17 protein-coding genes are annotated in these 22,012 nt (G+C 69.0%); 10 read left to right on the top strand and 7 right to left on the bottom strand.

What is annotated here, in order from left to right; all coding sequences use genetic code 11:
* Positions 1-85 precede the first annotated feature (85 nt).
* Positions 86-820 carry a tyrosine-protein phosphatase gene (locus tag ACFV4K_RS14730; protein ID WP_379275124.1) on the top strand — a complete coding sequence of 245 codons (735 nt, stop codon included), beginning with the start codon at positions 86-88 and terminating at the stop codon, positions 818-820.
* 73 nt (positions 821-893) lie between these two features.
* On the opposite strand, the gene ACFV4K_RS14725 is transcribed toward ACFV4K_RS14730, so the two are convergent.
* On the bottom strand, positions 894-2,144 hold the full coding sequence (locus tag ACFV4K_RS14725; RefSeq protein ID WP_379275122.1) for a class I adenylate-forming enzyme family protein: 1,251 nt from the start codon (positions 2,142-2,144) through the stop codon (positions 894-896).
* Positions 2,145-2,463: 319 nt separating this feature from the next.
* Positions 2,464-3,258 (bottom strand): enoyl-CoA hydratase/isomerase family protein, encoded by a 795-nt coding sequence (locus tag ACFV4K_RS14720; protein WP_379275120.1) that lies wholly within the window; start codon positions 3,256-3,258, stop codon positions 2,464-2,466.
* 217 nt (positions 3,259-3,475) lie between these two features.
* On the opposite strand from ACFV4K_RS14720, the gene ACFV4K_RS14715 reads away from it, so the two are divergent.
* On the top strand, positions 3,476-4,510 hold the full coding sequence (locus ACFV4K_RS14715; protein WP_379275118.1) for a glutathione S-transferase family protein: 1,035 nt from the start codon (positions 3,476-3,478) through the stop codon (positions 4,508-4,510).
* 4 nt (positions 4,511-4,514) lie between these two features.
* Here the strand turns inward: ACFV4K_RS14715 and ACFV4K_RS14710 are convergent, their stop codons facing one another.
* Both ACFV4K_RS14710 and ACFV4K_RS14705 read right to left on the bottom strand, forming a co-directional pair.
* Positions 4,515-4,934: a VOC family protein gene (locus tag ACFV4K_RS14710; RefSeq protein ID WP_379275116.1), complete on the bottom strand. Its 420-nt coding sequence runs from the start codon at positions 4,932-4,934 to the stop codon at positions 4,515-4,517.
* Positions 4,935-4,938: 4 nt separating this feature from the next.
* Positions 4,939-5,778, bottom strand: coding sequence for a helix-turn-helix domain-containing protein (locus tag ACFV4K_RS14705; protein ID WP_379275114.1), 840 nt, complete (start codon positions 5,776-5,778; stop codon positions 4,939-4,941).
* 130 nt (positions 5,779-5,908) lie between these two features.
* On the opposite strand from ACFV4K_RS14705, the gene ACFV4K_RS14700 reads away from it, so the two are divergent.
* The 3 genes from ACFV4K_RS14700 to ACFV4K_RS14690 all read left to right on the top strand — a co-directional run bounded on the left by ACFV4K_RS14700 (position 5,909) and on the right by ACFV4K_RS14690 (position 8,506).
* Positions 5,909-6,625 carry a hypothetical protein gene (locus ACFV4K_RS14700; RefSeq protein WP_379275112.1) on the top strand — a complete coding sequence of 239 codons (717 nt, stop codon included), beginning with the start codon at positions 5,909-5,911 and terminating at the stop codon, positions 6,623-6,625.
* Positions 6,622-7,569 (top strand): ABC transporter ATP-binding protein, encoded by a 948-nt coding sequence (locus tag ACFV4K_RS14695; RefSeq protein WP_379275111.1) that lies wholly within the window; start codon positions 6,622-6,624, stop codon positions 7,567-7,569. The genes ACFV4K_RS14700 and ACFV4K_RS14695 overlap by 4 nt, the downstream gene beginning before the upstream one ends.
* 148 nt (positions 7,570-7,717) lie before the next feature.
* Positions 7,718-8,506, top strand: a complete 789-nt coding sequence (locus ACFV4K_RS14690; RefSeq protein WP_379275109.1) for a hypothetical protein — start codon at positions 7,718-7,720, stop codon at positions 8,504-8,506.
* Positions 8,507-8,509: 3 nt separating this feature from the next.
* On the opposite strand, the gene ACFV4K_RS14685 is transcribed toward ACFV4K_RS14690, so the two are convergent.
* Complete coding sequence (locus ACFV4K_RS14685; RefSeq protein WP_379275108.1) at positions 8,510-9,043, bottom strand: VOC family protein; 534 nt, start codon at positions 9,041-9,043, stop codon at positions 8,510-8,512.
* Positions 9,044-9,233: 190 nt separating this feature from the next.
* Here ACFV4K_RS14685 and tnpB point away from each other — a divergent pair, with 190 nt between their 5' ends.
* The 3 genes from tnpB (at position 9,234) to ACFV4K_RS14670 (ending at position 18,281) form a co-directional block, all read left to right on the top strand.
* On the top strand, positions 9,234-10,640 hold the full coding sequence (gene tnpB, locus ACFV4K_RS14680) for an IS607 family element RNA-guided endonuclease TnpB (protein WP_379275106.1): 1,407 nt from the start codon (positions 9,234-9,236) through the stop codon (positions 10,638-10,640).
* 59 nt (positions 10,641-10,699) lie between these two features.
* Positions 10,700-14,422: an ABC transporter ATP-binding protein gene (locus ACFV4K_RS14675; protein ID WP_379275104.1), complete on the top strand. Its 3,723-nt coding sequence runs from the start codon at positions 10,700-10,702 to the stop codon at positions 14,420-14,422.
* 112 nt (positions 14,423-14,534) lie between these two features.
* The gene (locus tag ACFV4K_RS14670; RefSeq protein ID WP_379275102.1) at positions 14,535-18,281 is read left to right on the top strand and encodes a multifunctional oxoglutarate decarboxylase/oxoglutarate dehydrogenase thiamine pyrophosphate-binding subunit/dihydrolipoyllysine-residue succinyltransferase subunit; all 3,747 of its coding nucleotides are present in this window, start codon (positions 14,535-14,537) and stop codon (positions 18,279-18,281) included.
* A gap of 258 nt (positions 18,282-18,539) precedes the next feature.
* Here ACFV4K_RS14670 and ACFV4K_RS14665 read toward each other — a convergent pair whose 3' ends face one another.
* Both ACFV4K_RS14665 and ACFV4K_RS14660 read right to left on the bottom strand, forming a co-directional pair.
* The gene (locus ACFV4K_RS14665) at positions 18,540-19,388 is read right to left on the bottom strand and encodes a GNAT family N-acetyltransferase (RefSeq protein WP_379275101.1); all 849 of its coding nucleotides are present in this window, start codon (positions 19,386-19,388) and stop codon (positions 18,540-18,542) included.
* Positions 19,389-19,476: 88 nt separating this feature from the next.
* Positions 19,477-19,605 carry a hypothetical protein gene (locus ACFV4K_RS14660; RefSeq protein ID WP_379275099.1) on the bottom strand — a complete coding sequence of 43 codons (129 nt, stop codon included), beginning with the start codon at positions 19,603-19,605 and terminating at the stop codon, positions 19,477-19,479.
* 224 nt (positions 19,606-19,829) lie between these two features.
* On the opposite strand from ACFV4K_RS14660, the gene ACFV4K_RS14655 reads away from it, so the two are divergent.
* Together ACFV4K_RS14655 and ACFV4K_RS14650 are read left to right on the top strand one after the other, a co-directional pair.
* The gene (locus tag ACFV4K_RS14655; protein WP_379275097.1) at positions 19,830-20,486 is read left to right on the top strand and encodes a PadR family transcriptional regulator; all 657 of its coding nucleotides are present in this window, start codon (positions 19,830-19,832) and stop codon (positions 20,484-20,486) included.
* A 12-nt stretch (positions 20,487-20,498) separates the two neighbouring features.
* Positions 20,499-21,995: a DHA2 family efflux MFS transporter permease subunit gene (locus ACFV4K_RS14650; RefSeq protein WP_379275096.1), complete on the top strand. Its 1,497-nt coding sequence runs from the start codon at positions 20,499-20,501 to the stop codon at positions 21,993-21,995.
* Positions 21,996-22,012 lie beyond the last annotated feature (17 nt).

The raw sequence follows: 22,012 nt of genomic DNA, 5'->3' as shown, positions 1-22,012 counted from the left end.
TTCCGGGCCCCGTATTCGCCGCGAACGAGTCCCGCTCACCGATCGATCGCCGACCACGAGTCCCACTCACCGATAGCCTGAGCTCGTGACCTCTGCGCGCTACGACCAATTCCTGATCTCCGGCACCTTCAACTTCCGTGATCTGGGTGGAGCACGGACCATCGGTGGATCCACCGTCAAGGAAGGCGTCCTGCTGCGGTCCGCCCAGCTCAGCCGGATCGACGACACCGGTGTCGACACCCTGCGCACGCTGGGCGTCACCGATATCCACGACCTGCGCGGACACGCCGAGATCGACTACATCGGACACGACGTCATCCCGGACGGCGTGCGACTGCGGGTGACGCCCTTCGACTCCCGCATGGGCCAGACCCCGCCACACGAGGCGCGCGACAAGGCGACCGCCCAGGCCCACATGCTCGAGGTCTACCGCCGATTCCCGGCCCTGCCCGAGGCCCACCTCGCGATCAAGTCGCTGGCCGACTCCACACTGGCCGGCACCGCGCTGGTGCATTGCGCCGCCGGCAAGGACCGCACCGGCTGGGCGGTGGCCACGCTGCTGCGCGCGGTCGGGGTCACCGAGGACGACGTGTTCGCCGACTACCTGCTCAGCAATGACGCGGTGCCGGTGCTGCGGTCGTTCATGACCGCGGAGTCCGACAAGGAGGTCTCCGACGACCTGCTCGGCGTCCGCACCGAATACCTGGAGTGCGCCACCACCTCGATGCACGCCCTCTACGGCGGCCTCGACGGCTACCTCACCGAAATCGGCATCACCGTCGAGATCCGCGACGCCCTGCACACCCGCCTGTTGGGCTGACCCCGACGGCACCCGGAACCCCCGCGCGACACCTGAGCCGCAGCGGCTCGGCGACGTGTCCCGACCGCGCCGGTCAGCCGACCCGGCGGACCAGACCGTCGGCGGTGATGCTGACCTGGTTCCCGGTGTGGAACCAGGGCCCGGTGAAGCGCGATTCGGTGGTCTTCGGGTCGTTCCAGTAGCGCGGGCTCACATTCGGCCCGCGGCACAGCAATTCACCGCACCCGGCGTCCGCGCGCGGGCCCCACAACGCCAGTTCGGTTCCCCCGAAGGCGAATCCGAGGGTGTCGCGGGCGCTGTCGTGATCGTCGAAGTCCAAGGCGGTGTCGTCGCGGGCCAGGCCGATGCCGGAGGTCTCGGTCGCGCCCCACACCGACCACTGCCGCGCGGCCGGGAAGACCTCGCGCAGGGTGTCGGCGACCGAGCCGGAGGCGGCGGAGGCCGCGGCCAGTTCGGCACGGTGCCCGGCGCTGCACACCTGACGCACCTGCTCCACCCGCAGCCCGGCCAGACCGGGCAGCAGTCCGGCGAAGATGCTGGGGGTCGCGGCGACCATGTCGATGCGTTCGGCCACCAGCGCCCGCGGCACCAGGGCCCGGTCCGGGGTGAGCACCACCGTGCCGCCGACCGCGAATGTGGGCAGCAGCTGATCCACGCACCCGCTGGCGTGCGCGAGCGGCAGCAGCACCAGGTTGCGCAGGCCGTCGGTGGGCAGATCCAGCGCGCCCACCACGGAACGGATTGCGGAGAGCAGGTTCTCGTTGGTCAGCTCCACCCCGCGCGGGGCCGTGTCGGGACTCGGGCTGGTGTAGGAGAGCAGCGCCAGCTCGCCCAGGGACGCGCCGTCGTCGATGAAGGCCGCGCCATCGGGCAGGGCCGCGGCGAAACCGGCCGCGGTGCCGCCGCCGTCCAGCACGAAGTCGGCGCAGGCGTCGCGAATCACACGGTCCGCCAGCGCGTCCGGGAGGCCGTCGTGAACCAGCACCGGGACCGCGCCGGAGAGCAGCGCGCCCAGGAAGGCCTGGACCCAGCGGGCGCCGACCGGCATGCGGACCGCGACCCGGTCGCCGTAGCCGATGCCGTGCTCCTGCAGCCCGCCGGCGATGCGGGAGGCCGAGTACCAGAGCTCGCGGTAGGTGAGCCGGGGGCCGCCGATCTCGACGACAGCCTCGCGGGCAGCGAAATTGTGGACCTGGATGTCGAGTAGCTCGGTCAGGGCGGGGGTGAGGTTCCCGTAGCGCAGGATGCCGTCGGCGGCGCGCGCAAGCGGGTTGTCACACCAGCCGTTTCGCGTGTGCGGGAATTCCACGAGTAACTGCGACATCGTCCCTCCGAGTGCCTCGAAGCCATGCCAGGCATGAGTGACTATATGATGCAGATCACAGGAGTGGGCGGATTGTCGGCAAACGGATGTCAGGCTTTGACCCCGCGGAAACAGATCGGCGTCCTGCCAAACCTCAGTTCCCCCAATCGAGCCTGCGGAAACGTCGGATTTGGGCTGTCGTTCACGACCGGGCGTCCGAAATGGCCTCCGAGCGGTCTCGTGTCGCCCCCAATCCGACACCATCGCAGGTAGACGGTTCGACACGCCCGGGCGTCATTGGACACGCCCGAGCGCGCTCAGCCGGTCCGAACGGCCGGGCCTATTTGCCCGTGTACGTGGCCTTTCCGGGGCCGACCTCCAGGAAGCTGCGCACCGCGCCCTTCAGGTCCTCGGTGCCGAAAAGTTGCCCGGACACCTCCGGGGTCACCGAATCCGCGTGGGCGACACCGCCGGACCGCCAGGCCTCGATGATCGTCTTGGTGGCCGCGTGCGCGCGGGTCGGGCCGTCGGCGAGGCTGGCCAGCAGCGCCCGGGCGGCGGCGTCCACGTCCTCGTGCACGGCATTGACCACACCCCAGTCGGCCATGGTGGCGGCGTCGTAGAGGTCACCGGTCATGACGAACTCGCGGGCCCGGCCCGAACCGGCCCGCTCGGCCAGCCGCTGCGGACCGCCCATGGACGGGGTCAGGCCGACCACGGTCTCCACCAGACCGAACTTGGCCTTGGGGGCAGCCAGGATGATGTCGCAGGCCAGCGACATCTCGAAGGCCGCGGTCAGGGTCAGCGAGTGGGCGGCGAAGACGACCGGGCACGGCAGCGCCTCGAGCGGGTGGATGATGCGTGCGAACAGGGTCTGCCACAGCTGCGCCCCCTCCTCCTCCGACAGCCCGTCGAAGACGTGCACGTCCACGCCGCCCGACACCAACTTGCCGTCGGCGCGGATCAGCAGCGCGCGGGGCGGATTGGCCGACAGCTCCTCGAGATCCGAGACGAGGGTGTCCATCAACGCCTTGTCGAAGAGATTCAGCGGCGGATGGTCGATGGTGAGGATCGCCGCGTCCGCGCCGCCGGCGGTGACGATGCGCTCCAGGCGGGTGGGCTTCGAGTCAGTCATGCCCTGAATGTATGCGGACGCTTACCTTCGCAAAAGGGCAAGCGCAACATCGGCGGTGCCGGCCGCAGCAGACCACCCCGATGGTTCGCGGCCAAGCGCGGGGAGGCGGAGCGCTCGATTCTGGACTGCGGCTTGATAGACCTCCGCCTTGGAGCGGAGGAGGGAAGAATCGAGACCTCGGGGCCGCGAACCCGCCCGGAGCGAAGCGGAGGGCAAAATGGGCACAGTGACCACCTCGAAATCCGAGCCGGGGACTTATGTCGAGCCCGGCGAATTCAAGCGGGACACGAACTACATCGAGACGCGGATCACCGCGGACGGGCGGGACGGGTATCCGGTCGAGCCGGGCCGGTACCGGCTGGTCGCGGCGCGGGCGTGTCCGTGGGCCAATCGCACGCTGATCGTGCGGCGGCTGCTGGGGCTGGAATCGGTGTTGTCCCTCGGCTTGTGCGGGCCGACCCACGACAAGCGCAGCTGGACATTCGACCTGGATCCGGGCGAGGTGGATCCGGTACTCGGCATCCACTTCCTGCGGGACGCGTACTTCCAGCGGTTCCCCGACTACCCGCGCGGCATCACCGTGCCCGCCGTCGTCGACGGGCGCACCGGCGCGGTGGTCACCAACGACTACGCGCAGATGACCCTCGACTTCTCCACCGAGTGGACCGAGTACCACCGGCCCGGCGCGCCCGACCTGTACCCGGAAGATCTACGCGCGGAGATGGATCCGGTCATGCGCCGCATCTACACCGAGGTCAACAACGGCGTGTACCGGTGCGGGTTCGCGGGCGACCAGCAGGCCTACGACGCCGCCTACGACCGGCTGTTCACGGCGCTCGACTGGCTGAGCGAACGGCTCGCGGGCCAGCGGTACCTGATGGGCGACACCATCACCGAGGCCGATGTGCGGCTGTTCACCACCCTGGCCCGGTTCGACCCGGTGTACCACGGCCACTTCAAGACCAACCGGCAGAAGCTCACCGAGATGCCGGTGCTGTGGGCGTACTCCCGCGACCTGTTCCAGACCCCCGGCTTCGGCGACACCGTCGACTTCGTGCAGATCAAGCAGCACTACTACATCGTGCACACCGACATCAATCCGACGCGGGTCGTGCCCAAGGGCCCCGAACTCGGCGACTGGCTGACCCCGCACGGCCGGGAAGCCCTGGGCGGCAAGCCGTTCGGCGACGGCACCCCGCCGCCTCCGCCGGTGGAAGCCGAGCGGGTGCCCGCCGGTCACGGCGCGGTCTGACCGCTCACTGCCCCGCCGCGCCCCGATAGGTGCCGAAGCTCCAGTAGACGCCTTCGGGGTCGCGGCAGGTGAAACCCTTTGATTCGTAATCGGTTTCGTCACGCAGTTCGCGGGTGATGGTCGCGCCCGCGGCCCGCGCCCGCTCGTACAGCGCTTCGACCTCGTCGAGGGCGATGTACACCGAGCCGACACCGGGCGGCTGGCAGTCCAGCGCCATGCCCTCGCGCACCCCGCCGAGCATGATCGCGCCACCGCCCGGCCACGCCAACTCGGCGTGGTCGACGGTGTCGCCCGACTCGTAGCGGGCGGTGGTCTCGAAGCCGAAGGCGGCCTCCAGGAACGTGATCGCGGCCGCGGCGTCGCGGTAGACCAGGGTCGGCCAGACGACGGTGGCGGTCCGTACGGGATTGGTGGTTTCGCTCATGGCACTAGCCTCCGACCTCGGCCCCTGGTTGGTCTTGGACGAATGGGAACTCCTCGTTCTCCCGCCACACCGACGGCGGCATGCCCGCCAGCTCCCGCCACTCGCGGGCCATGTGCGCCTGGTCGTAGTACCCGGCGGTGGCAGCCACCGTGGCCAGCGGCGGCGTGACCGGCTCGCGCAGCAGCCGGTGCGAACGTTCGAAACGGGCCACCCGGACCGCGTCCTTGGGGGTGATGCCGAACTCCGCGCCGAAACGGCTACCGAGATGCCTTCGGCTCCAGCCGATCTCGTCGGCCACCTCGGCCACCCGCACCGCCGGGTCCGGCCCGGACAGCAGCGCCCAGGCGTGGGTCAGCTCGTCCTCCCAGCGCACGGGGGCGATGTGCCGCAACAGGATCTCGTCGATGACGGCGAACCGCTCCGGCCACGGCACCGGCTCCGCCAGCCGTTCACGCAGCTCCGTGGCGCGCGGCCCGAGCACATCGGCCAGGTCCACGATCCACGAGCCGAGCGCCGCGGCGGGCATCCCCAGCACCGCCCGGCAGCCCAGCGGGGTCAGATTCAGCTGCACGCCGTGCTGGAAGCCGTTGTGCGCGATCACCGCCGGACGCACCGTGAGCCCGCTGGCCAGCATGTCCCAGTGGCCGCCCGCCTGCTCGGGATGACTGGAGACGGGGACGTGGACCGGTTCGCCGATGGTGATGATCACCGTCAGCGCCGAGCCCGGCATACCGATATGGGTGCCCGGGGTGAAGCCGTGCAACAGGTAGCCCTCGTAGTCGAGGACGTACGCGCTCAGCCGCGGGTCGGGCACACCCGACGCGCCTTCGGACACGCCTGCCACCCGGTCCACCCTAGGCCGATCCGGCGCGGCGCGCGATGGTCCCATCCGGAACCGGTCTATCTCGCGAATCGTTGTCGGGGTGCCATAGAGTTTCGGTCGGAGAGGACCGCACGGAAGTAAGGGGTTGCCGATGTTCAAGGGCGGATTCGAAAAGGCGGTCGTTTCGCTGCTCGACAACGGGTCCCAGGTGCAGGCCCCGGCGGTCGCGAAATACGTCGCCAAGCTGCGGGCCGATCATCCGGACGAGACACCCGGGCAGATCATCGCGCGTTTCGAGAAGCTGTATCTGAACACCGTCACCGCCTCCGGCACCGCGGTCGGCGCGACCGCGGCCGTGCCCGGCGTCGGAACCGTCGCGTCGGTGGCCGCCATGAGCGCGGAGACCGCGTTCTTCCTGGAGGCGTCCGCGGTGTTCACCCTGGCCGTGGCCGCAGTGCACGGCATCGCGCCCGATGACAAGGAACGCCGCCGCGCCCTGGTGCTGGCCGTGGTGCTCGGGGAGAGCGGCATGGAGATCATGCAGAAGAGCGTCGGCGTGTCGGCCAAGAACTGGGGTGGCCTGATGGCCGCCAAGATCCCCGGCCTGAGCTCCATGAACGACTCGCTGCTCAAGCGGTTCATGGTGCAGTTCATCGCCAAGCGCGGAGCGCTCATGGTCGGCAAGGTGATCCCGGCCGGAATCGGCGCGGCCATCGGCGGATTCGGCAACCGGGCGCTGGGCCGCCGCACCGTCGACAATGCCCGCAACGCCTTCGGCGCGCCGCCGCTGAACTGGCCGCAGCCCATGATCGTCGACGCCGACCCGCTGACCGCCCTGAACGCGCCGGCCTGGAACAAGCAGCAGTGAGCGCCCGGCCCCTCGCCTTCGCCGCCGGCGGGCTGACCAAGACCTTCGACAGCATCACCGCCGTCGACGACGTCAGCTTCGTGGTGCCCGCCGGGACGGTGGCCGCGCTGGTGGGACCGCACGGCGCCGGCAAGTCCACGGTGCTGCGCATGCTGCTCGGACTGCTCGCCCCCACCTCCGGCACCGCCCGTGTGGGCGGGCCCGGTTCCGGGGCGCGGGCCGGGCGGCGGGCGGTCGGCGCGATGCTCACCCCGCGCGGGCTCGACCCCGCGCGGCGGGTGTTCGCCCAGCTGCGCGTGTACGCCGCGGCCGCGGGCGTCTCCGACGAACGGGCCGAGGAACTGCTGCGGCTGGTGCGGCTCCTCGACGCCGCCGACGAACGGATCGGCGGACTCACCGAGAGCATGCGGACCCGGCTGGCGCTGGCCGTCGCCCTGCTCGGCGATCCCCCGCTGCTGGTGCTCGACGATCCGGCCACCGGGCTCGACATCGGCGAAACCGCCTGGCTCAACGACCATCTGCGCGGCCACGCCCGCCGCGGCGGCACCGTGCTGCTCACCTCGCGCACCTTGAGCACCGTGCTGCCCATCGCCGACGAGCTCATCGTCATGGACCGCGGCCGCATCGCCTACCAGGGCAGTCCCGCCCGGCTGCGCCGCAGCCACCCGGACCGGCTGCTGGTCAAGGCCTCCAGCCCGATCGCGCTGGCCACCTCGCTGGCCGCGCAGGGCTTCACCGACGCGGTCATGCGGCCCGACGGCCGTCTCGCCATCGCGGAAGCCTCACTGTCGCAACTGGAATCGGCCGCCTCCGCCGCCCGGGTCCAGCTCACCGAGGTCACGCCCGAACACATCCACCCGGATCAGGTGCTGGCCGCCCTCACCCACACCGGACCCACCACCCCCGCCTACCCCGGCCCGGCCGCCCCCGGGGCGTATCGGTGACATCGGTGTGCCACATCGGCATTCGCAAGCGGCCGGCGGCACCGGCGGGCGCCAGGACACTCGATTCCGGAGCAGCGCCCCGGGCCGCACAGATACTCGGAACCGGGCGGCTCACCCGGGCCGGGGACGCTTCACGAAAGGACGCTCGATGAAGTTCACTGTGCCGCCGGTGGTGGCCCGGGCCGCGAATTCCGAAGTGCGGAAGGTGACTTCGGTGCGGCTGAACTGGGTGATCGGCGGCGGGGTCGTCGCGGCGGGCGTGGCGGCGTTCGTGGCGCTGGGCACCGGATTCCAGCCCGGCGGCGAGAACGCGCAGGGGTTCAGCTCCGGGTCCGGGTGGACGGCCATGTTCACCGCCTGGGTGGTGGTTCTGACCGTGGCCGCGGCCGCCGCCTTCGGGGCGGTCGGCGCGGGCTCTGAGTTCGCTACCGGGGGTGTGGCGATGAGCTCGCTGTTCACGCCCGACCGGACACTGCTGCTGAGCGCGAAACTCGCGGTGGCGGGGGCGTTCTCGCTCGCCACCGTGGTCGTCATGGAGGTGCTCGGTGGGGCCGCCATGCGGCTGGCGGGCGGCTCGCGGGCGCCCATGGACGGCGGCTACTTCGGCGTGCTGATCGGGGTGGCGCTGGCGGCGGTGTGCTGGGCGGTGATCGGGACCGCGGTGGGCTTCGTGCTGCGCTCGCCCACCCAGGCGCTGATGGCGGTGCTGGGCTGGGCGGTGCTGGAACCGCTGATCTGGATCACCGCGCGCGCCATCGGATTCGGCGGGCTGGCGGCCATCCTGCCGGTGTCCTCGACGGTCGGGGCGATCAGTGGCGGACGGTACGCCAAGAACGCCCTCATCGCGCCCACCCCGGCGGCCATGGCGATGCTGGTGCTGTGGAGCGCGGCGGCGGGCGCGGCGGGCTGGTGGTTCTACACCCGCCGCGACATCTGACGCTCAGTCGCGGTCGGCGAACACCCGCTGCCAGACCGCGTGGTCGGTGCGCGGGCCGCCCGGGGTGTCCGCGCCGTACTTTGTGATGAGCCCCGGCAGGTCGAGCGGCAGGCTCGGCGCGGTCATACCCGCCAGTTCGGCCTCCACCGCGGAGTCGGGAACCAGCCAGCAGACCTCGAATTCGATGCCGTCGGGATCGGCGGCGTAGAGGGCCTTGGTGGAGGCGTGGTCCGACGCGCCCGTGAGCGCGCCCGCCGCGATCAGGGCGTCGCGCACCCGCTGCAACTCGCTGAGCGTGTCCACCTCCCAGGCCAGGTGGTAGAGCCCGACCCGGCCGGTGCGGTGCGGCACCGACGGGTCCGGGGACTGGAACAGGCCCAGGTCGTGGTCATTGGCCGACCCCTCGGCCTGCAGGAACGCCCCGCCCGGGAAGCCGCCGGGCAGGCGGCGGAAGCCGAGCACCTCGCTGTAGAACGCGACCGAGCGTTCCACGTCGGAGACGAACAGGACAGCGTGATTGAGGCGCTGAATCGGCATGGCGGGAACTCCGTTTCGACGAGACCGGACGCGGGGTGATCAACTGTTGGGCGGGTTGTGACGTTCGTGTCGTTGCGCGTTGAGTGTTGCGGTGGGACGGTCGGGCTTGGGTGCGGTCGCTGTAATTCGATTGGCGTGTCTTCGGTTTCAATATTGTCGTGTCCGGTCCGGTTCCCCTAACGTCGAACAGGTGAGCGAGCCGTCGTCGTCGAACGGTCGCCCCGAGGAGGGGGCGAGTCAGATGCAGGCGTACCGGTTCGCGCTGGAACCGACCCACGACCAGATACAAGCCTTGCGTTCACATTGCGGGGCAACACGGTTCGCCTACAACTGGGGTCGTCGGAAAGTCCTCGCCAACTGGGCGCAACGCGCAGCCGAAGCCTCCTACGGCATCCCTGAGGACGAACTCACTCCGTGGATCGATCAATCCGCCTACGGCCTCCGCAAAGCCTGGAACGCGGAGAAGGATACGGTCGCGCCGTGGTGGGCGGAGAACAGCAAAGAGGCGTACTCATCCGGTGTAACGCGGGTGGCCCAGGCGTTCTCCAACTACAGGGCGTCCAAGCGTGGTCCCCGGGCCGGGGCACGTATGGGTGTCCCGGCCCGGAAGAAGAAGCACTCCCACCAATCGTTCACCGTCACCACCGGCAGTTACGGGCTCGGCGACGGGTCGCGGCAGGTCAAGATTCCCCGTATCGGGGTCGTTCGGACGAGTGAATCGACGCGCAAGCTCGCGCGGCGGCTGCGCAACGGGACCGCGAAACTGCGCAGCATGACCCTGTCGTGGCGGGGTGGCCGCTGGTGGGTTTCGTTCACGGTCGCGGTCCGCCGCGATGATCCGGAACCCGTGCGGCCCGACGCCGTGGTCGGGGTGGATGCGGGGGTGAAGTCCCTGGCCGTCCTGTCCACGGGCGAGATTGTTGCGAACCCCAAGCATTACCAGCAGACCCAGGCTCTGCGCCGCCGGCTTGCGCGAGCACGGTCCCGGCGGCGTGGCCCCGACCGCAAGCACGGTGTGGGGCCGTCGCGGCGGTGGGAGAAGGCCAACGCCAATGCCAACCGCCTCGAGCATCGTGTGACCGCGATGCGCCGTGACGGGCTCCACAAGCTCACCACCCGCCTGACCCGCACCTACGGGACGATCGTGGTGGAGGACTTGAATGTTGCGGGGATGCTGCGCAATCGGTCCCTGGCCAAGGCGATCTGGTCGACTGGGTTCTCCACACTGCGCCAGCAGCTCGAATACAAGACACGCTGGCGCGGCGGGGTGCTGGTGACCGCTGATCGCTGGTACCCCAGTTCCAAAACGTGCTCTTCCTGCAAGACAGTGAAAACCAAGCTGGCTTTGGGTGAGCGCGTATTCCGTTGCGATCATTGCGGTCTGGTGTTGGATCGTGATGTGAACGCTGCCCGTAATTTGGCGGCGTTGGTGTCCTCGGCGAGTTGCGTCGGGACGGTAAAGATGCCCGCTGGAAACCGTGTAAGACCCGGCTCGCCGGGCGGTGGTATCGCCACGGGAAGACCCGAAACCGCGGTTGCGGGCCAACCCTGCCGGAGCAATCGGGCAGGTCACGGAACAAAACAACACATTCCGTGAACGGTGGGACGGTCGTTGTTCTGCGCTGCGCGATAAGTTCGAGTGATGCGGGCGAGGCGATGGTGACCGGGACCGGTGACGTGACAGGCCGCGGCTGGCTGCGGCGGCTGTGGGACAGATGTGTGGGCCACCCGTGGATGCTGGCCGGGCTGGCGGCGGCGGTCACACTCGGCGCGCTCGTCGAGGTGACCGGGCCGCTGCTGGCCAAACGCGCCCTCGACGGCGCGACCGCGGGCAATACCGGCATCATCGCGGGCCTGGCGATCGCGTTGGGCGCGCTGGCCGTCGGCCGCTTCCTCGCCTCCTTCGGCCGCCGCATGCTGGCCGGGCGGCTCGCCCTCGACGTCCAGCACGAACTGCGGGTGGATCTGCTGGCCGCGCTGCAACGCCTGGACGGCCCCGGGCAGGACGAGCTGCGCACCGGCCAGGTCATCTCCCGCTCGATCAGCGACCTCACCCTGGTGCAGGGGCTGCTGTCGATGGCGCCCTGGTCCTCGGTGGCGGCGCTGCAATTCGTGCTCGCCGCGGGCGTCATGCTGTGGCTCTCGCCGCCGCTGGCGCTGGCCGCGCTGCTGGTGGTGCCGGTGCTGGCCTTCGTGGTCTACCGGGTGCGGCCGCGTCTCTACGCCGCCACCTGGTCGGCGCAGCAGCGCGCCGCCGATCTGGCCCAGCACGTCGAGGAGACCGTCACCGGCGTGCGCGTGGTGAAGGGCTTCGGGCAGGAGGCCCGCATGGTCGACCTGCTGGAGGGCCATGGGCGCGAGCTGTACGCCGAACGCATGCGCGCGGCCCGCATCGACGCCCGCTTCAGCCCGACACTGGGGTCGATTCCGCAGGCCGGGCTGGTCGCGGTGATCGCGGTCGGCGGGCTGCTGGCCTTCCACGGCAGCATCGGGCTCGGCACCTTCCTGGCCTTCGTCGCCTACGTCGCCACCATGACCAACTCCACCCGCATCGTGTCGTACGTGGTGGTGATGGCGCAGTTGACGCGAGCCGCCGCCGAACGCGTGCACCAGGTGATCGACAGCGCGCCCGACCGCGTCGACCCCGAGCAGCCGGCGTCGATGCCCCACGGGCCGCTCGGCATCGACATCGAGGACCTCACGTTCGGCTTCGATCCGGACCGGCCGGTGCTGCGCGATTTCAGCCTCGACATCGCGCCCGGGGAGACGGTGGCGATCATCGGCCCGGCGGGCTCGGGCAAGTCCACGCTGAGCCTGCTGCTGCCGCGCTTCTACTCCCCCGACTCCGGCCGGATCAGCCTGTACGGCACCGACTCCCGCGCCGATGTCGCCGATCTACGTGCGGCCGACCTGCGCGCGGCCGTGGGCGTGGTGTTCGACGAGGCGTTCCTGCTCTCGGACACCATCGCCGCCAATATCGCTCTGGGCCGCCCGGAGTCGACCGAGGCCGAGATCCACGCGGCCGCGAAACAGGCCGCGGCGGACGATTTCATCAATGCCCTCGCCGACGGCTACGACACCGTGGTCGGCGAACGCGGCCTGACCCTGTCCGGCGGTCAGCGCCAGCGCATCGCCTTGGCCCGTGCCCTGCTCGCCAACCCGCGCGTCCTGATCCTCGACGACGCCACCTCGGCGGTCGACGCGGTCACCGAGGCCGCGATCTTCGCGTCCCTGCCCACCGATTCCGGCCGGACCACGCTGATCCTGGCCCACCGCGAATCGACGCTGTCCCACGCCGACCGCGTGATCCGGCTGCCCGCACCGGAATTCGCGCCCCTCGATCCGGCGGCCGCGAACTCCGACCTCGAACTCGGGCAGACCGCGGCGGGCGCGCAACCGGATCGGGATACGCCTGAGGAAGTGCGGCGGGTGCTCGGCACGCTGCCGCCCGCGCTGGAAGAGCCAGGGCTGGACGCGGACTCGTTGCGGGAGCCCGACCCCGGGTTCCGGTTGAGTCACGCGCTGGGACTGGTGAAATGGCTGGTCGCGGGAACCATGATCCTGCTGGCGCTGAACGCGCTTGTCGGCGTGGGGTTCCCGTCGGTGGTGCGGTACGCGGTGGACGCGGGCGTCGGACGGCACGACGGCGCGGCGCTGGTGCGGGCCACCGTCATCGGCGTCGTCCTGGTCGTGGCCGGGTGGCTGGTCGCGGCGACCGCGCTGCTCTGGAGCAATCGGGCCGGGGAGCGGGTGCTGTTCGGCTTGCGGGTGCGCAGTTACGCGCATCTGCAGCGGCTCGGCCTGGACTTCTACGAGCGGGAACTGTCCGGTCGCATCATGACCCGGATGACCACCGACATCGACGCGCTGTCGACGTTCATGCAGACCGGTCTGCCGGACGCGCTGGTCGCGCTGCTGACCGTCGGCGGAATCGCGGTGGCGCTCACCATCATCGACCCGGGTCTGGCCCTGGTGGTGTTCGTGACGGTGCCCGCGCTGCTGGTGGCCAGCTGGAAGTTCCGCAAGGTCTCCGACGCCGCCTACAGCGCTTCCCGGGAGCATTCGGCGACCGTGAACGCCGACTTCGCCGAGAACGTCGCGGGACTGCGGGTGGTGCAGGCCAACCGGCACGAGGCGATCTCCGAGCGGCGCTTCGCCGGGTACTCGGACAACTACCGGGTCAGCCGGATGCAGGCGCAGCGGGCCATCGCCACCTTCTTCGCCTTCGTCGGCATGTGGGCGGATCTGGCGCTGGCCGCGGTGGTGTTCACCGGGGCCTGGGCGGTGGCGCACGGGACCACCACCGCGGGCACCCTGGTCGCGTTCGTGCTGTACCTACAACTGCTGTTCGGGCCGATCATGCAGTTGTCGCAGCTCTTCGACGGGTACCAGCAGGCGCGGGTCGGATTGCGGCGCATCGGGGAACTGCTGCGCACCCGGTCCTCCATCGCCCCCGACCCCGCGGACGCGGCCCCGATCGACGGGCGCCTGCGCGGCGAGGTGGTGTTCGACGACGTGCGCTTCCAGTACCCGGGCGCGGTGCGGCCCGCCCTGGAGGGCGTCAGCCTCAGCATCCCGGCGGGCGGCAGCCTCGCGTTGGTGGGTGAGACCGGCGCGGGCAAGTCGACCATCGTGAAGTTGCTGGCCCGGCTCTACGACATGCCACGAGAACCTGCGTCCGGTGACGCGAATCACGAAGTTACCGACGCCGCGACGGCAATCTCTATAGCAAAAACGCATGACAAAGCCCATGATCCGGACACTCACGGCGCAATTCGGGTGGACGGCGTGGATATTCGCGACTATCGCCTCGCCGAGTTCCGTTCCCGGCTCGGCGTGGTCCCGCAGGAAGCTCACCTCTTCACCGGCGACATTGCCAGCAACATTGCATTTGGCAAACCTTTTGCGAGTCGCGTTGAAATCGAGGCGGCGGCCGCCGCGGTCGGCGCGCTGGACACCATCGCCGCACTGCCCCGGGGCATGTCGCAGGCGGTCGGGGAACGCGGGCGCGGACTCTCGGCCGGGCAACGCCAGCTCATCGCTCTGGCCCGCGCCGAACTGGTCCGGCCCGACCTGCTCCTGCTCGACGAGGCCACCGCCGTACTGGATCCCGCCGCCGAGGCATCGGTGCTGGTCGCGAGCGAATCGGTGACGCGGGGGCGAACCTCGATCATCGTGGCGCACCGGCTCGCGACCGCCGCGCAGGCCGATCGGATCGCCGTCGTCGAGCACGGTCGCATCAGCGAAATCGGGTCGCACGACGAACTCCTCGGAGCCGACGGCCCGTACTCCCGCTTGTGGGCTGCGGCGCGGGCGACCGAGGGAATATTCTCGAGCGAGGACGAGTCGTCACGAGAGAATGCGTCCGCTCGGTGGTAGCCATGGCCGACGACGAACAGGGGTGGGCATATCCTCAGTGGGGGCGCATCGGCGCGCATCCGCCGATTACCCGTGCCGGGCACGTCACAAACGTCGCAGCGCGAAGAACGAAATGAGGCGAACACCTGCTGTGAGCAGCTCAACAGACCAGTTCGGACAGAACCAGTGGCTTGTCGACGAGATGTACCAGAAGTACAAGCAAGACCCCTCGTCCGTCGATGAGAGCTGGCACGAGTTCCTGGCGGACTACACGCCGGAGAACACTGCCGAGATTGGTAACAACAGCCAGGCGGCCGCCGCCGTCGCTCCGGCCCCCGCCGCCGTCGCGCCCGCCGCTCATCCCGTCGCCGCACCCGCCGCGCCCGCCCCGGCTCCGGCTCCCGCGCAGGTGCGCGCCCCGCAGACGACTCCGGCCCCGACCTCGAACGCGGCCCCGACCTCCGGCGGCCCCAAGCCGTCCGCCGAGGACGAGACCAAGGTGCTGCGCGGACCCGCCGCGGCGGTCGTGCGGAACATGTCGGCCTCGCTGGCCATCCCCACCGCTACCTCGGTGCGTGCCATCCCGGCGAAGCTGATGATCGACAACCGGCTGGTCATCAACAACCACCTGGCCCGTACCCGCGGTGGCAAGATCTCCTTCACCCACCTGCTGGGCTACGCCATCGTGCAGGCCATCAAGGTCTTCCCGAACATGAACCGGCACTTCGCCGAGGTCGACGGGAAGCCGAACGCGGTCACCCCCGCGCACACCAATCTCGGTCTGGCCATCGACCTTCCGGGCAAGGACGGCAACCGCGCGCTCGCGGTCGCGGCCATCAAGAACACCGAGTCCATGTCCTTCGCGCAGTTCCACAGCGCGTACGAGGACGTCGTGCGGCGTGCCCGTGACGGCAAGCTGACCAACGACGACTTCGCCGGCGTCACCATCTCGCTCACCAACCCGGGCACCATCGGCACCAACCACTCGGTGCCGCGTCTGATGCTGGGCCAGGGCGCGATCATCGGCGCGGGCGCCATGGAGTACCCGGCCGAGTTCCAGGGCATGAGCGACCAGCAGCTCGCGGAGATGGGCATCGGCAAGCTGATGACCCTGACCTCGACCTACGACCACCGCATCATCCAGGGCGCGGAATCCGGCGACTTCCTGCGGACCGTCCACAACCTGCTGATCTCCGACGAGTTCTACGACGAGATCTTCCACGGCATGGGTGTCCCGTACGAGCCGGTCCGCTGGCGCAAGGACATTCAGGAACGCGGCATCGACAAGTCGACCCGCGTCCAGGAGATGATCAACGCCTACCGCAGCCGCGGCCACCTGATGGCCGACACCGACCCGCTGCGGCTGGTGAAGGACAAGTTCCGCTCGCACCCCGACCTGGATGTCACCCAGCACGGCCTGACCCTGTGGGACCTGGACCGCGAGTTCAATGTCGCGGGCTTCCACGGCCAGGAGCGCATGAAGCTGCGCGATGTGCTGTCCATCCTGCGCGACGCCTACGCCCGCCATGTGGGTGTGGAGTACACCCACATTCTGGATCCCGAGCAGCTCAAGTGGATTCAGGAGCGGGTCGAGCAGAAGCACGCGAAGCCGACCGTCGCGGAGCAGAAGTACATCATGTCCCGGCTCAACGCGGCCGAGGCGTTCGAGACCTTCCTGCAGACCAAATACGTCGGTCAGAAGCGCTTCTCGCTGGAAGGCGCCGAGTCGGTCATCCCGATGATGGACGCCGTCATCGACCAGTGTGCCGAGTACGCCCTCGACGAGGTCGTCATCGGTATGCCGCACCGTGGCCGCCTGAACGTGCTGGCCAACATCGTGGGCAAGCCCTACTCGAAGATCTTCACCGAGTTCGAGGGCAATATGAACCCGGCCGCCACCCACGGCTCCGGTGACGTGAAGTACCACCTCGGTGCGCGCGGCACCTACCTGCAGATGTTCGGCGACAACGAGATCGAGGTGTCGCTGACCGCGAACCCCTCGCACCTCGAGGCCGTCGACCCGGTGCTGGAGGGTCTGGTCCGCGCCAAGCAGGATCTGCTCACCAAGGAAGACATCGTCACCAAGGGCGAAGAGGCGCGGTCGTTCTCGGTCGTGCCGCTGATGCTGCACGGTGACGCGGCCTTCGCCGGCCAGGGTGTCGTCGCCGAGACCCTGAACCTGTCGGTGCTGCGCGGCTACCGCACCGGTGGCACCGTGCACATCGTGGTGAACAACCAGATCGGCTTCACCACCGCGCCGGAGTACTCGCGTTCCACCGAATACTCCACCGACATCGCGAAGTTCATCGGCGCCCCGATCTTCCACGTGAACGGCGACGACCCGGAAGCCTGTGTATGGGTGGCCAAGCTGGCCGTCGACTACCGACAGAAGTTCCAGCGCGACGTCGTGATCGACCTGATCTGCTACCGCCGCCGCGGCCACAACGAGGGCGACGACCCGTCGATGACCCAGCCGGGCATGTACGACGTGATCGACACCAAGCGTTCGGTCCGCAAGGCGTACACCGAGTCGCTGATCGGCCGTGGCGACATCTCCATGAAGGAAGCCGAAGACGCCCTGCGTGACTACCAGGGTCAGCTGGAGCGGATCTTCAACGAGGTGCGCGAGCTGGAGAAGTTCCCGCCGGAGGCCTCGGAGTCGGTCGAGGACGAGCAGCAGCTGCCGCCGAACCTCGTGACCTCCGTGGACAAGACGGTGTTGCAGCGCATCGGCGACGCGTTCCTGAACGTGCCCGAGGGCTTCACCGTGCACCCGCGCGTCAAGCCGGTGCTGGAGAAGCGCCGCGAGATGGCGTACGAGGGCAAGGTCGACTGGGCCATGGCCGAGCTGCTGGCCTTCGGCACGCTCATCGACGAGGGCAAGGCCGTCCGCCTGACCGGTCAGGACTCGCGCCGCGGCACCTTCTCGCAGCGCCACTCGGTCATCATCGACCGCAAGAACGGCGACGAGTACACCCCGCTGCACAACATCGGCTCGGCGAACCCGGGCTGGTTCGCGGTGCACGACTCGGCGCTGTCGGAGTACGCGGCGGTCGGCTTCGAGTACGGCTACTCGCTGGGCAACCCGGACGCGCTCGTCCTGTGGGAGGCGCAGTTCGGTGACTTCGTCAACGGCGCGCAGTCCATCATCGACGAGTTCATCTCCTCCGGTGAGGCCAAGTGGGGTCAGCTCTCCGAGGTCGTGCTGCTGCTGCCGCACGGTCACGAGGGCCAGGGTCCGGACCACACCTCGGGTCGTATCGAGCGCTTCCTGCAGCTGTGCGCCGAGGGTTCGATGACGGTGGCGGTCCCGTCCACCCCGTCGAACTACTTCCACCTGCTGCGCCGCCACGCCCTGGACGGCATCCGCCGCCCGCTGGTGGTCTTCACCCCGAAGTCCATGCTGCGCAACAAGGCTGTCGTCTCCGAGGTCGAGGACTTCACGGACAACAAGTTCCGCACCGTGCTCGAGGAGCCCACCTACGAGTCGGGCAACGGCGACCGCTCCAAGGTCAAGCGCGTGCTGCTCACCTCCGGCAAGATCTACTACGAGCTGGTGGCCGAGAAGAACAAGCACAACCGCGACGACGTGGCCATCGTCCGCGTCGAGCAGCTGTACCCGATCCCGAAGTTCCGCCTCAACGAGGCCCTGGAGCAGTACCCCAACGCCTCCGATCTGGCGTGGGTCCAGGAGGAACCGGCCAACCAGGGCGCCTGGCCCTTCTTCGGCCTCAACCTCCCGGAGATCCTCCCGGCCCGTTTCGGCAAGCTGCGCCGCATCTCCCGCCGCGCCATGTCGGCCCCGTCCTCGGGTTCGTCCAAGGTGCACGCCGTGGAGCAGCAGGAAATCATCGACGAGGCGTTCTCCCCGACCGCCTGATAGTCGGATCCTCGCGCGGGGCCGGAACTCTCACGAGTTCCGGCCTCGTGTCGTTTCGGGCCCTCGAACCGGGCTGGAAGCTCACACGACACCGCACGAATCCTTAGCAAGGCTTAGATATTTCAAGAGGGTGTGAGCCCCGAATCCGCGCATCACCATCCGCTGCCCACTTGACGCGGGTGCGGTCGCTGCTCTTCGAAGTTGAAATAGCTTCGCATCACCCCAACAGCCGACCCAGCACCGTAGTAGGGCCGTCTCTCAGCCGAGGCGGTAGATGTCGTAGTCGCCGAGGGGGCGGAAGCCCAGGCGCTGGTAGAGGGCTGTACTGGTGGGGTTGGCGAGGTCGGCGAAGAGCATGATGTGGCTCGCGCCGGAGGCGAGGGCCTGGCGGCAGGCGAAGGTGGTGGCCGCTGCCGCGAAGCCTCTGGCGCGCAGGGGTTTCGGGGTGAAGACGGGGGCGATGCGGATGGTTTCGGCTACGACCGGGCCGGTTCCGGCCATCGAGACCGGGGTGCCGTCCACTTCCCACAGGGACAGGCCGTCATGGGTCAGGCGGTCGTCGATCATGCGGTCCGGGTGTGCCGGGGGCGGATCGCCGATGTCCCTTGTGAATTCGAGCAGCCATTCGATTGCCAGGGCCCGGTCACGGTCGGTCGCGAGGCGACCGCGGCCGTCCGGCGCCGGTTCCGGCGGTACCAGATCACCCAGCCGGTAGAGGCGATCGGCGCGGCGCAGGGTGACCGCCGTGCCGTGCGACCGCGCCCAGACTTCGGCGACAGCCCGGGCGGAGTCCGACGGGCCGGATACCGCGGGCAGCGCCGGATCGATCGCCGAGTAGTCGCGCACGAGTGGAGTGATCGCCTCGAACGGCAAGGGGGACACCACGATTCCGAAGGGCGGTGTCCGGAAGAACGCGGCCGCGACCTCGCCGCCGGGAGTGGTCCACCACCCGAAATGGGGAGCGGCGCCCCCGAAGACCGTCAGCCCCTGCCGCAGCAGCCGGTCCAGCACCGTGACCAGCACGGTGTGCCGGACCGGATCCGACAGCAGGAATTCACCGGCCGCCCGCTCGTATGCCGACACATCCTCGGTAATCGTCCACCCCATGCGTTCATCATGGCGCAGATGACCCGGAACGGAACAGCCCGCCGAGGATGTCTCGGCGGGCTGTTCGGTGTCCGATGCCGGGGATGGGTTACTCGCCGGTCGAATCCGCCTGCTCCGCAGCGGAATCGGCCTCACCCTTGATATCCCAGGCGGCCATCATCGCGGCGAGGCCGTCGGCGGCGGCGGTGTCCTGGGTGGTCGATTCCTGGTCCGACATGGCGGGTACCTCTTTCTACTACTTCCCTGACGAAAGGTTGATGGTACCGGCCGGTTTCAGTTGCCGCGCATCGAGAAATGGCTTGCGACAAACGATTTCACCGACTGGTGACGGGTGTCACACATGCCGGGGGAGTGATCCGTTCGGGAGGGGTTGTGAGCGCGGTGTTCGGCGTCGTATATTCCACGTGGAATATTTGGTCCGGAGGATTGGGGTGGCGGTTGATGGCGTCACTCGAAACGGAGGTCGTGGTGATCAAGAAGCAGTCGGCTCCAGCGCTCACGCCGATGGCGCTGCTGGTTCTCGCACTGCTGGAGGAACGTCCGATGCACCCGTACGAGATGTATCAACTGTTACTGAGCCGCCACGAGGACCAGTTCACCAAGATCAAGCCGGGGTCGCTGTATCACACCGTGGCACGCCTGACCGATCAGGAACTGATCGCGGCGGAGAGCACCGATCGGGCCGGTAACCGGCCGGAACGGACCACCTACCGCATTCGCACGGCCGGGCACGCGGCGCTGCGTGAACGAGTCCGGGACCTGCTGCGGGAACCGGTGCACGAGTACCCGGCGTTCGTGACCGGATTGGCCGAAGCGCACAATTTGCCCGTGGACGAGGTCATCGATGCCCTCCGCGAACGCATCGCCTCGATCGAGGCGCGGGTCGCCGAGCTGACCACGCTCCGCGACCTGGCCGCCGCCTCCGATGTCCCGCGCCGCTACTGGATGCGGGTCGACTACATACGCGCGCACAGCACCGCCGAAGTCACCTGGCTGCGCGGACTCATGGACGAGCTCCGCAGCGGCGACCTCGAATGGGAGACCTTCGACTCCGAGACCGGCGAGCGCGTCGACACCAGAACCCACTCCCAGGGATAGGAACCCGAATCCATGTCCACTCAACGCAACCCGTGGCTCGCGCTATACGCGCTGGTCGTCGGGTTCTTCATGATCCTGCTGGACATGACCATCGTCGCGGTGGCCAATCCGGCGATCATGAAGGACCTGAACGCCGATGTCTCCCAGGTCATCTGGGTCACCTCCGCCTACCTGCTGGCCTACGCGGTGCCGCTGCTGGTCACCGGCCGGCTCGGGGATCGCTTCGGCCCCAAGAACATCTACCTCGGCGGCCTGGTCGTGTTCACCCTCGCCTCGCTCTGGTGCGCCGAGTCGACCAGCATCAACATGCTGATCGCGGCCCGCGCCGTGCAGGGCCTGGGCGCGGCGCTGATGACGCCGCAGACCATGGCCGTCATCACCCGCACCTTCCCGCCGGACAAGCGCGGCGCGGCCATGGGCCTGTGGGGCGGCGTGGCCGGTCTGGCCACCCTGGTCGGCCCGATCCTGGGCGGCGTGCTGGTGGACTGGCAGGGCTGGCAGTGGATCTTCTATGTGAACGTGCCGATCGGCATCATCGCCTTCGCGCTGGCGTTCTGGCTGGTCCCGTCGCTGCCCACGCACGAGCACAAGTTCGACCTGGTCGGTGTGGCGCTGTCGGGCGTCGGCATGTTCCTGCTGGTGTTCGGTATCCAGGAGGGCAATACCCACGACTGGGACGCCGAGATCTGGGCCATGATCGCGGCCGGCGCTGTGGTGCTGGCGCTGTTCGTGATGAACCAGGCGCGCAATACCGGTGAGCCGCTGGTGCCGCTGAGCCTGTTCGAGGACCGCAACTTCGCGCTGTCCAATGTGGGCATCGCCGCCATGGGCGCGGCGGTGACCAGCGTGTTCGTGCCCGCCTACTTCTACCTGCAGCAGGTGCACGAGCTGTCGCCGACCCGCTCGGCGCTGATCTTCGCGCCGATGGCCATTCTGACCGGCGTCTTCGCGCCGATCATCGGCAAGATCTCCGACAAGGTCGCGCCGCGGGTCATCCCGACCATCGGTTTCGCGGTGTTCGCGGCCACCCTGTTCGGTTTCGCCGCGCTGATGAAGCCGGACGGCTCGCTGCCGCTGTTCATGATCGTCGGCGGCTTCGCCGGTATCGCCAATTCCTGCATCTGGGCGCCGCTGGCCTCCACCGCCACCCACAATCTGCCGGTGCAGCAGGCCGGTGCGGGCGCGGGCGTCTACAACACCACCCGCCAGGTGGGTTCGGTGCTCGGTTCGGCGGCGATCAGCGCGCTGCTGTCGGCGCGGATCTCGGCGCAGGGCCTGCAGAGCGGTCCGATCGGCGAGGGCTCGGGCGGTAAGAGCCTGAGCGATCTGCCCGCGCAGGTGCGGGATCCGATCCTGGAGAAGCTCAGCACCGCGCTGAGCCAGTCCATGTACCTGCCCGCGGCGATCCTGCTGATCGGTGTGGTCGCCTCGGCGATGTTCATCGGCTTCGGCAAGCAGGGCGACGGCCGGGCGGACGATATGGCGAAGGCCGATATCGGGGCGCACTGATCCCGACTGTGCGAAAG

It is taken from the genome of Nocardia sp. NPDC059764 (genome assembly GCF_042732555.1).
GTDB lineage: Bacteria > Actinomycetota > Actinomycetes > Mycobacteriales > Mycobacteriaceae > Nocardia.
Note: the sequence above shows the minus strand (reverse complement) of the source record. Positions and strands in the feature narration are given on the sequence as shown.

Bases quoted from the DNA above. Each gene is read 5' to 3' on its own strand.
- ACFV4K_RS14725 (WP_379275122.1), bottom strand. From the start codon at position 2,144: ATGTCGCAGTTACTCGTGGAATTCCCGCACACGCGAAACGGCTGGTGT.
- ACFV4K_RS14720 (WP_379275120.1), bottom strand. From the start codon at position 3,258: ATGACTGACTCGAAGCCCACCCGCCTGGAGCGCATCGTCACCGCCGGC.
- ACFV4K_RS14715 (WP_379275118.1), top strand. From the start codon at position 3,476: ATGGGCACAGTGACCACCTCGAAATCCGAGCCGGGGACTTATGTCGAG.
- ACFV4K_RS14710 (WP_379275116.1), bottom strand. From the start codon at position 4,934: ATGAGCGAAACCACCAATCCCGTACGGACCGCCACCGTCGTCTGGCCG.
- ACFV4K_RS14700 (WP_379275112.1), top strand. From the start codon at position 5,909: ATGTTCAAGGGCGGATTCGAAAAGGCGGTCGTTTCGCTGCTCGACAAC.
- ACFV4K_RS14690 (WP_379275109.1), top strand. From the start codon at position 7,718: ATGAAGTTCACTGTGCCGCCGGTGGTGGCCCGGGCCGCGAATTCCGAA.
- ACFV4K_RS14685 (WP_379275108.1), bottom strand. From the start codon at position 9,043: ATGCCGATTCAGCGCCTCAATCACGCTGTCCTGTTCGTCTCCGACGTG.
- ACFV4K_RS14675 (WP_379275104.1), top strand. From the start codon at position 10,700: ATGGTGACCGGGACCGGTGACGTGACAGGCCGCGGCTGGCTGCGGCGG.
- ACFV4K_RS14670 (WP_379275102.1), top strand. From the start codon at position 14,535: ATGAGGCGAACACCTGCTGTGAGCAGCTCAACAGACCAGTTCGGACAG.
- ACFV4K_RS14665 (WP_379275101.1), bottom strand. From the start codon at position 19,388: ATGGGGTGGACGATTACCGAGGATGTGTCGGCATACGAGCGGGCGGCC.
- ACFV4K_RS14660 (WP_379275099.1), bottom strand. From the start codon at position 19,605: ATGTCGGACCAGGAATCGACCACCCAGGACACCGCCGCCGCCGACGGC.
- ACFV4K_RS14655 (WP_379275097.1), top strand. From the start codon at position 19,830: ATGGCGTCACTCGAAACGGAGGTCGTGGTGATCAAGAAGCAGTCGGCT.
- ACFV4K_RS14650 (WP_379275096.1), top strand. From the start codon at position 20,499: ATGTCCACTCAACGCAACCCGTGGCTCGCGCTATACGCGCTGGTCGTC.